Origin of the sequence: Pantoea sp. MHSD4, assembly GCF_021043305.1 — a bacterium.
Classification (GTDB): Bacteria; Pseudomonadota; Gammaproteobacteria; order Enterobacterales; family Enterobacteriaceae; genus Pantoea; species Pantoea eucalypti.
The window spans coordinates 147,445-160,064 of sequence record NZ_JAJNDH010000007.1; the positions used below are offsets into that span (position 1 = coordinate 147,445).

9 protein-coding genes are annotated in these 12,620 nt (G+C 55.3%); 4 read left to right on the top strand and 5 right to left on the bottom strand.

Going from position 1 to position 12,620, the window contains the following annotated elements; translation table 11 throughout:
• Nucleotides 1–2 precede the first annotated feature (2 nt).
• Nucleotides 3–875 carry an alpha/beta hydrolase gene (locus LQK91_RS19045; protein WP_003851978.1) on the bottom strand — a complete coding sequence of 291 codons (873 nt, stop codon included), beginning with the start codon at nucleotides 873–875 and terminating at the stop codon, nucleotides 3–5.
• A gap of 482 nt (nucleotides 876–1,357) precedes the next feature.
• On the opposite strand from LQK91_RS19045, the gene msbA reads away from it, so the two are divergent.
• Nucleotides 1,358–3,115 (top strand): lipid A ABC transporter ATP-binding protein/permease MsbA, encoded by a 1,758-nt coding sequence (msbA, locus tag LQK91_RS19050; RefSeq protein ID WP_008926421.1) that lies wholly within the window; start codon nucleotides 1,358–1,360, stop codon nucleotides 3,113–3,115.
• 97 nt (nucleotides 3,116–3,212) lie between these two features.
• Here msbA and LQK91_RS19055 read toward each other — a convergent pair whose 3' ends face one another.
• The gene (locus LQK91_RS19055) at nucleotides 3,213–4,145 is read right to left on the bottom strand and encodes a sugar kinase (protein WP_003851975.1); all 933 of its coding nucleotides are present in this window, start codon (nucleotides 4,143–4,145) and stop codon (nucleotides 3,213–3,215) included.
• Between the two features lie 279 nt (nucleotides 4,146–4,424).
• Here LQK91_RS19055 and pdeH point away from each other — a divergent pair, with 279 nt between their 5' ends.
• Complete coding sequence (pdeH, locus tag LQK91_RS19060; protein ID WP_003851972.1) at nucleotides 4,425–5,198, top strand: cyclic-guanylate-specific phosphodiesterase; 774 nt, start codon at nucleotides 4,425–4,427, stop codon at nucleotides 5,196–5,198.
• Between the two features lie 63 nt (nucleotides 5,199–5,261).
• Nucleotides 5,262–7,322, top strand: a complete 2,061-nt coding sequence (locus tag LQK91_RS19065) for an AsmA family protein (RefSeq protein WP_003851971.1) — start codon at nucleotides 5,262–5,264, stop codon at nucleotides 7,320–7,322.
• On the opposite strand, the gene ppiC is transcribed toward LQK91_RS19065, so the two are convergent.
• Nucleotides 7,323–7,604, bottom strand: coding sequence for a peptidylprolyl isomerase PpiC (ppiC, locus tag LQK91_RS19070; RefSeq protein ID WP_008926423.1), 282 nt, complete (start codon nucleotides 7,602–7,604; stop codon nucleotides 7,323–7,325).
• 75 nt (nucleotides 7,605–7,679) lie between these two features.
• On the opposite strand from ppiC, the gene rep reads away from it, so the two are divergent.
• A complete protein-coding gene (gene rep / locus LQK91_RS19075; RefSeq protein WP_003851968.1) occupies nucleotides 7,680–9,701 on the top strand; it encodes a DNA helicase Rep in 2,022 nt (673 codons plus the stop codon).
• A 43-nt stretch (nucleotides 9,702–9,744) separates the two neighbouring features.
• Here the strand turns inward: rep and gppA are convergent, their stop codons facing one another.
• Together gppA and rhlB are read right to left on the bottom strand one after the other, a co-directional pair.
• On the bottom strand, nucleotides 9,745–11,229 hold the full coding sequence (gene gppA / locus LQK91_RS19080; RefSeq protein ID WP_003851967.1) for a guanosine-5'-triphosphate,3'-diphosphate diphosphatase: 1,485 nt from the start codon (nucleotides 11,227–11,229) through the stop codon (nucleotides 9,745–9,747).
• Between the two features lie 6 nt (nucleotides 11,230–11,235).
• Entirely contained in the window at nucleotides 11,236–12,528 is a 1,293-nt protein-coding gene (gene rhlB, locus LQK91_RS19085; RefSeq protein WP_003851965.1) for an ATP-dependent RNA helicase RhlB, read from the bottom strand.
• Between the last annotated feature and the right edge of the window lie 92 nt (nucleotides 12,529–12,620).

Here is a 12,620-nt window from a genome sequence, read left to right on the forward strand (position 1 = left end):
CGTCAGGTTTTTGCCCTGAGCCACTCGGTCACTAACATTGGCCAGCTGGCGAGGGGCAAATCTGCCACGCCACGGATACCAAATCCGTGCCCGCCTTTCTGATAGAAATGCACCTCTGCCGGCACCTTATGCTCACGCAGCGCGCCAAAAAACGCCATGCTGTGATTCACCGAGACATCATCATCGTCGGCGGCGTGGATCAACAGTGTCGGTGGCACCAGCGGATGAACACGGGTTTCCATTGAATAGGCTTCAATGGTTTTCTGATCCGGCCACGCACCCAGCAGGCGGGTTCTGGCACCCTCATGGGCAATGCCATCACGCATGCTGATCAGCGGATAAACCAGCACCATCGCATCGGGACGCGGCGAGAAGTTTTCTGCGCCATCCTGCACCGGATAGAGTTTCTCTGCGAAACGCGTTCCCAGACTGGCTGCCACGTGGCCGCCCGCCGAAAAGCCCATCATCACAATGTATTTACCGTTCAGGCCACGCTGTGCCCGTTCACGCAGGACGCGAACCGCACGCTGCGCATCGGCCAATGGCGCGTCGGGACCTTCATGATGTCCATCATAGGGCAGGCGATAGGTCATGACCGCCAGGGTGTAACCCATCGATGTAAAGAAGGTGGCCAGGGCGCTGCCTTCACGATCGATCATCACGCGCTGATAGCCACCGCCCGGTGCAACCAGCAGGGTAATCCCGTTTGATTCGACCGGATGCCAGATCGCCATCTCCGGGCAACGTACGCCGGTCGCTGCGCGATCGTAAGGCTCATACTCTTTTGCCATATCGACGATCTGCGGCTCTGCGCGCGAATCGCTGGCGCCTGGCGCATCACCGTGTGGCCAGATATTAATAATTTCTGTGTGCATAAATAGATCCTGATGCGGGGAATATTTTAATTGTTTTGTTCGCGGCCGGAGAGAACAGCGTCCTGCTGTCTTTTGATTAAAAGATGGTCTTTTTTCAGGCAGTCGTCCATCCGAAAAGGGCAAATCTGACCAGATTCGGACTATGCCTGGTGGTGGATCTATTTATATAAATGATTAATTTTAATCAATAAATTATAAGGCGGATTGAAGAGGGATGCCGCTTGAAGTCCGCTATTAACCACGAATTTGCAGCTTAAGATAAATGGCTGGCATGGCTCGCTTTGTTAGCCAAAATTTACCGGATATCACGCTGTGTGCTGTTCAGACAGCATAATGATTTTACCGCCAGAATCACGTTCACTTCGCTGCAGGGGCTTAAGTGCCAGTCTCATTTGGGAATGTTCAGCGTCGGGCAGTTTCCTGTTGGTTGATGAGGTTTAACATAACATCAGCCGTTCATTCACAACGGTAAGATGAATTCCATGTTTGATAACGATCTCTCTACCCGGCAAACCTTCTCTCGTTTGTGGCCGACAATTTCTCCCTTCAGACTGGGGCTGGTGGTTGCGGGTGTCGCCCTGATCGTCAACGCAGCAATCGATCCATTGATGCTGACGTTGCTGAAGACGCTGCTTGACGATGTGATTGGCAGGAATAACCACGGCATTCTGATCTGGATGCCGCTGGTGATTATCGGGCTGATCCTGGTCCGCGGTGTGAGCGGCTATATCTCCAGTTACTGTATCTCCTGGGTGTCAGGCAAAGTGGTCATGGCCCTGCGTTGTCGACTGTTCAGCCATATGATGGGCATGCCGGTGGCTTTTTTTGATCAGCAATCAACCGGCACGTTGCTCTCCCGTATCAGCTACGACTGCGAACAGGTCGCCTCCTCTTCGTCCGGTTCGCTGGTGACGGTGGTCCGTGAGGGAGCCTCTATTCTTGGCCTGTTTGTGATGATGTTCTACTACAGCTGGCAGCTTTCCCTGATCCTGCTGGTGCTGGCACCCATTGTGTCGCTGGCGATTCGCATCGTCTCCAGGCGCTTTCGCGGTATTAGCAAGAACATGCAGAACACCATGGGGCAGGTAACGTCTCATGCAGAGCAGATGCTGAAAGGTCATAAAGAGGTACTGATGTTCGGCGGCCAGCAGGTCGAGACGACCCGCTTCGAACAGGTCAGCAACAACATGCGTCGTCAGGGGATGAAAATGGTCTCAGCGACCTCGCTCTCCGATCCCATTATTCAGCTGCTCGCCTCCTCTGCGCTCGCCTTTGTGCTCTATGCGGCGAGTTTTCCCTCTGTGATGGCCACACTGACGGCGGGTTCTATCAGTGCGGTGTTTTCCGCCATGCTGATGCTGATGCGTCCGTTAAAGTCACTGACTAACGTTAACGCCCAGTTCCAGCGCGGTATGGCTGCCTGTCAGACACTGTTTGCCATCCTGGATACTGAACAGGAAAAAGATGAAGGAACATACGTGGTTGAACGCGCGACCGGCAATATAGAATTTCGCGATGTCACCTTTACCTATCCGGGATCGGAAACGCCCGCGCTGGAGCATATTAACCTGACCATTCCCGCCGGTAAAACTGTGGCGCTGGTGGGCCGTTCCGGTTCGGGTAAATCGACTCTCGCCAGCCTGCTGACACGCTTTTACGACATCGACAGCGGAGAGATTTTGCTGGATGGTCATGCGCTGCGTGACTACACCCTGGCCTCGCTGCGTGAGCAGGTGGCACTGGTCTCTCAGCACGTTCACCTCTTCAACGACACGGTCGCCAACAACATCGCTTATGCCCGTACCGACGTCTTCAGCCGTGAAGCAATCGAAAAGGCGGCACAGATGGCCCATGCTATGGAATTCATTAATAAAATGGATAACGGACTGGATACAGTGATTGGGGAGAACGGGGTGCTGTTGTCGGGTGGGCAGCGCCAGCGCATCGCGATTGCCCGCGCCCTGCTGCGCGACAGTCCAATTCTGATCCTCGACGAGGCGACCTCGGCGCTGGATACCGAATCTGAACGCGCCATTCAGTCTGCGCTGGAGACGCTGCAGCAGAACCGGACCACGCTGATCATCGCTCACCGGCTCTCAACCATTGAAAAGGCCGATGAAATTCTGCTGGTAGAAGAGGGGAGGATTGTGGAGCGCGGCTCGCATCAGCAGCTCCTGCAGAAGAACGGCGCTTATACACGGCTCTATAAGATGCAGTTCAGTCAGCCGCTGTGTGCGTAAAAGGTGTGAATGCCAGAAGCTAAAAAATGCGCCTCCGGGCGCATTTTTCGTCATCTGCATTCGCCGATCGATCTTCACGACGCTAACGGCTACAGCATCATTCAGGCATCGCCTCTGCCGGAATTATCGCGCCGCGATGCTGAATCACTATACTGGCTGTCAGATGCCCACGCTGCGCGGCTTCCTCCGCAGAAGCCCCGGTCAGACGGCGCGCCAGATACCCGGCACTGAATGAATCACCGGCAGCAGTCGTATCGATCACCTTCTCTTTCGCCAGACGCACCGCAGGCACATCAATCAGCGGCGCATCGCCGGTGACCACCAGACAGGAATCGGCACCGCGCTTAATCACGATTTCGCTGGCGCCCGCCTGACGGGTTCGCGCGATAACCTCTTCCAGCGGCGCTTCGCCCCACAGCAGATGCTCATCATCCAGTGTCAGGAAGGCGATATCGGTACAGTTCAGCATGGCGCGATACGCAGCCTGCGCACTGGCGCGATCGGCCCATAAACGCGGGCGGTAGTTATTATCAAAAATCACCTTGCCGCCATTTGCCCGGCAACGGGCCAGTAGCGTCATTAGCTTCTCACGGCTGGACGGCGGCAGAATAGCCAGACTGATGCCGCTGAGATAGAGATAATCGTAGTGCGACAATTGCCCGGCTATCTCCTCAGATTGCGGGCTATCAAGCCAGTAACGCGCCGCAGCATCGCTGCGCCAGTACCAGAAAGTACGCTCGCCATCGGCATCCGTTTCAATCACATACAGGCCCGGCATCTTATTATCGAGGCGCTGGATCAGGTCCGTATTCACCTTCTCCTGCTGCCAGGCGGCGATCATCTGATCGCTGAACGAATCCGTTCCCAGCGCAGTGACATAATCGACCCGCAACTGCTGCTCATCGACCTGGCGGGCGAGATAAACTGCCGTGTTAAGCGTATCGCCGCCAAAGCCCCGTTTGATGTTCTCACCCTTTTCGGACAGCTCAATCATGCATTCGCCAATAATGGCGATTTTCTTGTGCGTCATGGTTTCAGACCTGTAGTGAAATATCGTCCTAGTCTCGCGTCTGGTATGGCAGACGTCAATGATTTTAAAACGCCGTTTTAATTTAACTTAAGGCATGAAACAGCCTCGATCTGGCAGATAAACGCGGCTAACGTCGGCTTGTTTAGTCGATTATGTTAGCGAGACGGCTGATAAACTCGCCGTTTTATATTGCCATGCCGTTCATCTTAATATCACAGGCACTTTTGATAATCGCTCAGTCACCCATTTTGGGGACTTGTTACCACTCAGGGAAATAGCATGGTGATGGAGAGTATTAGCCAATGGCTGCCGTCTTCAAACGACCTTAAACTCCACCCGGAAACCCCGCTCTTCTGGCAACAATGTCATCGACGCTATCGGTTTCAGCCCATCTACCGGGTTACCGGTCAATTACTTGCCATTGAACTCCTGACTGCCGTGTCGCATCCTTCTGAACCGGAACGGAATCTTTCGCCTGAAGCCTGGTTTGCCGGACTCGATATTGCCCGGCGCCTGGATGTCGTGCATGAGCAGCTTGAACTGCTGGCAGAATGGAGCGAATTTTTTAAGCGCAGTGATATGGTCGCTTCGGTCAACATAGACGGTCCTTCACTGCTCGCCATTCAGCAACGACCCGCCATTCGCCGCCTGATTGCCCAGCTGCCCTGGATACGGTTTGAGCTCACCGAGCATCAGGCGCTGCCGCAGGAGGAGAAAGTGGCGAAAATACCGGAACTGGGGCCGCTGTGGCTGGATGATTTTGGTTCAGGTATGGCAAATTTCTCAGCGCTGACTGAACTGAAATATGATTACATCAAGCTGTCGCGCGACCTGTTTATTATGCTGGGCACGACGGATGAAGGGCGGAGTCTCTTTTCGATGCTGCTTGCGCTGATTAATCGTTACTGTAACGGTGTCATTGTTGAAGGGGTGGAAACGGAAGCGCAGTGGCAGCAGGTCAAAGCGTCGCCTGCGATTGCTGCACAGGGCTATTACTTTTCGCGTCCCGTCCCCTTTTCTGAATTGAATCACCTCACTCTCCAGCTTCCCTGATGCCGTTGCTCGTGGTCTCGACTATCTTTAACGCAGACCGTGAATGTGCAAGGAGAAAGCGTAATGTCGCGTACCGGGAAAATCGTCAGCTGGGTAGCAGGTATTCTGGTGCTGTTGATTGTGGTGATTATCGTTGTGATCGCTACGTTTGACTGGAACCGCCTGAAGCCCACCATTAATCAGAAAGTCTCAACAGAATTAAACCGTCCCTTTGCGATACGCGGGGATCTGGGCATCGACTGGGCACGAAATCGCGACGAGGCCGGCTGGCGGCGCTGGGTGCCGTGGCCGCAGATCCATGCGGAAGATATTATGCTGGGCAACCCGCCTGACATTTCTGACGTCACCATGGTGCATCTGCAGCGTGTCGACGCCACGCTGTCACCTCTGTCGTTACTGCATAAAGAGCTGTTCATCCCATGGATTAAGCTGCAGCGACCCGATGCGCGACTGATTCAGACCGCCGATAAAAAGAACAACTGGACCTTTACCCTTGCTGACAGCGACAAGGATGAGAAGAATGCCGCGCCATCGGCCTGGTCCTTCCGTCTGGATAATATTCTGTTTGATCAGGGCCAGATTCGTTATCGCGACGCCATTAACCGCGCCGATGTCACGGTACAGGTCAATCCACTGGGCAAACCGGTGCCGTATACGCAGATCGCCGGAGGCGATGACCAGCAGAAAGGCGCAGGCGACTTTGTCTTTGGCTGGCAGGCCAGCGGCACCTACAACAACGAGAAACTCACTGGCGACGGCAAGATTGGGGGCATGCTGTCATTGCGAAGCCAGAACACCCCCTTCCCGATTCAGGCCGATGTGCGCAACGGCACCACGCGGGTTCAGGTGACTGGCGGTTTGCAGGATCCAATGAACCTCGGCGGGCTTAACGTGCGACTACGCTTCTCGGGCGATACGCTGGCTAATCTTTATGGCCTGACCGGTGTTCTGTTGCCTGACACACCGCCTTATGAAACTGACGGCCATCTGATAGCGAAATTCAATGGTAAAAAGGGCGCGGTCTACCGCTATGAGAAATTCAATGGTCACATTGGTGACAGCGATATTCATGGCTCGCTGATCTACAGCCAGGTCAAACCTCGCCCGACGCTCAGCGGCGAAATGACCTCTGAGCAACTGCGTATGGCCGATCTGGGTCCACTCATTGGCGTGGACTCCGGTAAAGGCAGTGAAAAAACCGCGCAGGCCAAAGCGCGTCGCGGTGAGAAATCGAACCAGCCTGCTGATCGCGTGCTGCCGCATGATAAATTCGAGACCAAAAACTGGGATGTGATGGATGCCGACGTGAAGTTCAGCGGCAAACGGATCGAACACAGTAATTCACTGCCGTTAAGCGATCTCTATACCCACTTACAGATGAAAAACGGCGATCTGCTGCTGGACCCGCTGCGCTTTGGTGTAGCGGGCGGCAATCTCAACAGCACTATCCGGCTGGAGGGTGATCACTCGCCAATGCGCGGTCGGGTTGACCTTCATGTTCGTAAGCTGCAACTGCGTCAGCTCTTCCCGACGGTGGAGGCGATGAAGAACAGCCGTGGTCAGCTCAATGGCGATGCCAGCTTTACCGGCACCGGTAACTCAGTGGCCGACCTGCTGGGAACCAGTAACGGGCAACTTAAGCTGCTGATGAATGACGGTCTGATCAGCCGCAGCCTGATGGAAATTGCCGGTCTCAATGTCGGTAACTATGTGGTGGGTAAACTGTTTGGCGATGACCAGGTGCGCATCAACTGCGCCGCCACCGATCTCAAACTGCAGAATGGTGTGGCAACGCCCAACCTGTTTGTGTTTGACACCGAGAACGCGATTATCAATGTCTCCGGCAACGCAAACTTCGCCAGCGAGCGGCTTGATTTGTCGGTGAATCCGGAGAGTAAAGGCATTCGCATCGTGACGCTGCGCTCGCCGCTCTATGTGCGCGGCACCTTTAAAAATCCTGATGCGGGCGTGAAAACGGGGCCACTGCTGGCGCGTGGTGCCGCTGCCGTGGCGCTGGGCGCGGTCGTAGGTCCTGCAGCGGCGCTGCTGGCACTGATCTCTCCAAGTGATAACGAAGATAACCAGTGCAGCACCGTCCTGCAGCAGATGAAGCAGAAGAAGTAACTAGTTGCGGTAGAGCACTTTGATAATGTGATAACCAAAGCCGGTCTTTACCGGCCCGTAAGGCGTCAGCAGCGGGCAGGTAAAGACCGCTTTATCAAAGGCCGGTACCATCTGTCCCTGACGGAATTCGCCCAGATCGCCACCCTTCCGGCCGGAAGGACAGGTTGAGTGCTTCTTTGCCAGTTCCTGAAAATTGCCGCCTTTCGCCAGTTTCGCCAGAATCTCTTTTGCCAGCGCTTCCTCTTTGACCAGGATGTGTAAAGCCGCCGCGGTTTTCGCCATGTTGGTATCTCGGTTGTGTATAATTGCCGCCCAGTATAAACCCCTTTCTTTTGATCTAATCAGGCGATTTCTCCTATGCGTTTAAACCCCAGCCAACAACGTGCCGTCGAATTTGTTACCGGTCCCTGTCTGGTGCTGGCGGGCGCGGGATCGGGCAAAACCCGCGTGATTACCAATAAAATCGCCCATCTGATTCGTGAATGCGGCTATCAGGCGCGCCACATCGCTGCGGTGACTTTTACCAATAAGGCCTCGCGCGAAATGAAAGAGCGAGTGGCGCAAACCCTGGGCCGCAAAGAGGCGCGCGGCCTGCTGATTTCGACCTTCCATACGCTGGGACTGGAGATCATCAAACGCGAAACCGCGGCGCTGGGCATGAAGTCCAACTTCTCCCTGTTCGACGATCAGGATCAGCTTGCGCTGCTGAAAGAGCTGACCAAAGAGTGGCTGGAAGAGGATAAGACGCTGTTACAGCAACTCATTTCCACCATCTCGAACTGGAAGAATGATCTGATCGATCCGCAGGGGGCCGCCGCGCTGGCGCGTTCGCAACAGGATAATATTTTTGCTCACTGCTATGCCCTTTACAGCCAGCATCTTAAGTCGTGCAACGTGCTCGATTTCGATGACCTGATTCTGCTGCCGACGCTGCTGCTGCAGCGTAATCAGGAGGTGCGTGAACGCTGGCAGCAGCGTATCCGCTATCTGCTGGTGGATGAGTATCAGGACACCAACACCAGTCAGTATGAGCTGGTTAAACTGCTGGTTGGCGCACGGGCGCGCTTCACGGTGGTCGGCGATGACGATCAGTCCATCTACTCCTGGCGTGGTGCGCGGCCGCAGAATCTGGTGCTGCTGAATCAGGACTTCCCTGCGCTGGAGGTCGTGAAGCTGGAGCAGAACTACCGCTCTTCGCAGCGCATCCTGAAGGCGGCGAATATCCTGATTGCTAACAACCCGCACGTCTTTGAAAAAAAATTGTTTTCGGAACTGGGGCAGGGCAGCGAGCTGAAAGTGCTGACCGCTAACAGCGAAGAGCATGAGGCGGAACGGGTGACCGGCGAACTGATCGCACATCACTTTATCAACCGGACGCAGTATAAAGATTACGCGATCCTCTATCGCGGCAATCATCAGTCACGGACCTTTGAAAAGTTTCTGATGCAGAACCGCATCCCTTATCGCATCTCTGGTGGCACTTCGTTCTTCTCGCGACCCGAGATCAAAGATCTGCTCGCCTATTTGCGCGTGCTGACCAATCCTGAAGATGACAGCGCGTTCCTGCGTATCGTCAATACGCCGCGCCGTGAGATTGGCCCGGCTACGCTGCAGAAGCTCGGTGAGTGGGCCAATCTGCGCAGCAAGAGCCTGTTTAATGCCAGTTTTGATGTCGGCCTGGGGCAGACGCTAAGTGGCCGTGGTCTGGAGCATCTGCAGCGCTTCACCCACTGGCTGAATGAGATTATCCAGCTCACTGAACGTGAACCCGTGAATGCGGTGCGCGATTTGATCCGCGGCATCGACTACGAAAGCTGGCTGTTCGAAACCTCCGGCAGTCCGAAAGCCGCCGAAATGCGGATGAAGAACGTCAACACGCTGTTTCAGTGGATGACAGAAATGCTGGAAGGCACTGATATTGATGAGCCGATGACGCTGGCGCAGGTGGTAACGCGCTTTACTCTGCGCGACATGATGGAACGCGGTGAAAGTGATGAAGAGCTGGATCAGGTACAGCTGATGACGTTGCACGCCTCTAAAGGACTGGAGTTCCCCTATGTGTTCCTGGTGGGCATGGAAGAGGGGCTGTTGCCGCATCAGAGCAGCATTGATGAGAACAATATCGAAGAGGAGCGACGGCTGGCTTACGTCGGGATCACCAGGGCGCAGAAAGAGCTGACCTTTACCCTGTGTCGTGAACGCCGGCAATATGGCGAGTTAATCCGGCCTGAACCCAGCCGTTTTCTGCTGGAGCTGCCGCAGGACGATTTGCAATGGGAGACCGAGCGCAAAGTGGTCAGCGCGGAAGAGCGGATGAAAACCGGACAGAGCCGTGTCGCCGGTCTGAGAGCGATGCTGGATAAGGCGAAAAAGAGTTAAACCGGTGCAGGAGGCGAAGGCACTTCGCCTCACACGGGTACCATTACGACAGGGTTAACAACCAGTGGACGTAAGACTGATAGTGGCTTTCCTGCTCCAGCAGTTCGCTGCGCAGCGGATGCGCTTCCAGCCAGCCTGCGGGCAGGGTCAGATGCAGGGCATCGTCGTCTGCCTGTAGCCGCACAGCAGGCAGGGTGTCGTCGCGACGGCGGGTGGAGAAAATAATCGCCAGTCGCAGCAGACGGCACATCCTTTCCGCCAGACGCGGCGGCAGGGCGTTTTGCTGGGTCAGCAACGCCAGGTCGATGCTGCCGCTCTGGTTTTGCAGCAAACAGGCCAGCAGCTTCTTCTGCGCCGGTGTGAAGCCGGGAAGGTCGAGGTGACGGACCAGATACGCCGCGTGCTGTGGCGCATGACGGAAGTCGACGCTCAGGCCGATTTCGTGGATCGCGCAGGCGCTGAGTAACAGCTCACGGCAGCGCTGATCCAGCTTCCACGGCGCAGAAACCTGACGGAAGAAACTTTCTGCCAGTTGACGCACGCGGTCTGCCTGTTCGACATCGATGCTGAAACGGCGCTGGACGTTGTGCAGCGTGCGGGTGCGGATATCGCGGTCAATAGGCAGATGCAGCATGCCGTAGACCAGTCCTTCCCGCAGTGCGCCGCCCGCCAGTGTCATGCTATCAATGCTGAGTTCCTGGAAGATGGCGATCAGGATCGACAGGCCACTGGGGAAGACCAGCGCCCGCTCCAGCGTCAGCCCTTCGATTTCCAGCTCTTCCAGTTTGCCGCACTGAATAGCGCGCTGCTTCAACTGCTGCAGTTTATTCAGCGTGATGCGCTCATCCATGCCCTGCGCCACCATGATCTCCTGCAGTGCCTGAACCGTGCCGGATGCCCCGACACAGGCCTGCCAGCCCTGTTCACGCAGTTGCGCTGCCACGGGCTGGATCATCTCACGCGCCGCCAGTTCGGCCTGATCAAAGTTCTCTTTGGCCAGGTGACGATCGCTGAAGAAGCGCTCCAGCCACGTCACACAGCCCATCGACAGACTAAACAACACCGAAGCATGTGAGCCATCGCCGGTGGCCAGCTCGGTGCTGCCGCCGCCGATATCGACCACTAAACGCTGGTCGGACCCGCCCGTGGTGTGGGCCACGCCCTGATAGATCAGGCGCGCCTCTTCTTCACCGCTGATAACGTTGATAGTACAGCCGAGAATCTGTTGAGCCGTATCAAGAAAGGTCTGCGCATTGGCAGCCAGACGCAATGTGGCGGTCGCCACCACGCGAATCTGATCGGGGGGAATATCCTGCAGTTGTTCAGAGAAGAGTCTGAGGCATTGCCAGCCACGCGACATCGCATCGGCTGACAGCAGGTTATTTTTATCCAGGCCGGCAGCAAGGCGAACCTTGCGCTTTATTTTTGCGATGGTCTGAATACTGCCAGATACCTCGCGCACCACCAACATATGAAAGCTGTTAGATCCTAAATCAATCGCTGCATAAAGTGACGATGCGCTTAGCATGGTGCCCTAACCTGAACGTTTACGGTTGTTGTTGCGAGGCGCGCCGCGACGATTGGCGTTATTTCCCCCGCGACGCGGGCCGTTGCCGGAACGACTGCGTTGCAGACGCTTAGGCGGCGGTAAATCAGTTAACAACGCTTCACTGCTGTACTTGCTGACCGGGATGCTATGGCCAATGTACTCTTCAATCGAAGGCAGGTTCAGCGCGTACTCTTCACAGGCCAGGCTGATAGAGTGTCCGCTGGCGCCCGCACGACCGGTACGGCCAATACGGTGAACATAATCTTCACAGTCGTCTGGCAGATCGTAGTTAAAGACGTGGGTTACCGCCGGGATGTGCAGGCCGCGAGCTGCAACATCAGTTGCGACCAGAATATCTACATCGCCTTTGGTGAAGTCATCCAGAATACGCAGACGCTTCTTCTGAGCAACGTCGCCGGTCAGCAGGCCGACGCGGTGTCCATCAGCAGCCAGGTGGCCCCAGACATCTTCACAGCGGTGCTTGGTGTTGGCAAAAATAATGGCGCGATCGGGCCACTCTTCTTCCAGCAGGGTCTGCAGCAGGCGCATTTTCTCTTCGTTAGACGGATAGAAAAGCTCTTCCTGAATGCGATGGCCGGTTTTTTGTTCCGGTTCCACTTCCACATATTCAGCACTGTTCATGTGCTCAAATGCCAGTTCACGGACGCGATAAGAAAGGGTGGCCGAGAACAGCATGCTCAGACGCTGGGTAGCCGGCGGCATGCGACGGAACAGCCAGCGAATATCTTTAATAAAGCCGAGATCGAACATGCGATCGGCTTCGTCCAGCACCATAACCTGAATAGCACCGAGGTTAACGTGATTCTGTTTCGCGTAGTCGATCAGGCGACCGGTGGTTGCCACCAGAATATCAACGCCCTGCTCAAGCACTTTCAGCTGTTTGTCATACCCGTCTCCGCCATAGGCGAGACCCAGTTTCAGGCCGGTTGAGGCGGTAAGGGGTTCGGCATCTGCATGAATCTGCACAGCAAGTTCACGCGTCGGCGCAAGAATTAATGCCCGTGGCTGGTTAACCTGACGGCCTTCCGCCGCAGGATGAGAGAGAAGATGATGAAACGTTGACGTCAGAAACGCCATCGTTTTGCCGGTACCGGTTTGCGCCTGGCCTGCAACATCACGCCCTGAAAGCGTAAAAGGCAGAGCTAACGCCTGAATCGGCGTGCAGTATTGAAAGCCTTTAGTATCAAGGGCTTCCACCACTTTTGGGTGCAGGGCGAAGTCGGAAAACTTCTGTTCAGTTAAGTGTGTTTTGCTCATAGTGTGGTAGAATATCAGCTTACTATCGCTTTACGAAAGCGTATCCGATGAAATAAAGTCAACCAACATTGGTATATTTTACGCCAATTCGC

Coding starts and splice junctions, on each gene's coding strand:
- LQK91_RS19045 (WP_003851978.1), bottom strand. CDS start 875: ATGCACACAGAAATTATTAATATCTGGCCACACGGTGATGCGCCAGGC.
- pdeH (WP_003851972.1), top strand. CDS start 4,425: ATGGTGATGGAGAGTATTAGCCAATGGCTGCCGTCTTCAAACGACCTT.
- LQK91_RS19065 (WP_003851971.1), top strand. CDS start 5,262: ATGTCGCGTACCGGGAAAATCGTCAGCTGGGTAGCAGGTATTCTGGTG.
- msbA (WP_008926421.1), top strand. CDS start 1,358: ATGTTTGATAACGATCTCTCTACCCGGCAAACCTTCTCTCGTTTGTGG.
- rhlB (WP_003851965.1), bottom strand. CDS start 12,528: ATGAGCAAAACACACTTAACTGAACAGAAGTTTTCCGACTTCGCCCTG.
- ppiC (WP_008926423.1), bottom strand. CDS start 7,604: ATGGCGAAAACCGCGGCGGCTTTACACATCCTGGTCAAAGAGGAAGCG.
- gppA (WP_003851967.1), bottom strand. CDS start 11,229: ATGCTAAGCGCATCGTCACTTTATGCAGCGATTGATTTAGGATCTAAC.
- LQK91_RS19055 (WP_003851975.1), bottom strand. CDS start 4,145: ATGACGCACAAGAAAATCGCCATTATTGGCGAATGCATGATTGAGCTG.
- rep (WP_003851968.1), top strand. CDS start 7,680: ATGCGTTTAAACCCCAGCCAACAACGTGCCGTCGAATTTGTTACCGGT.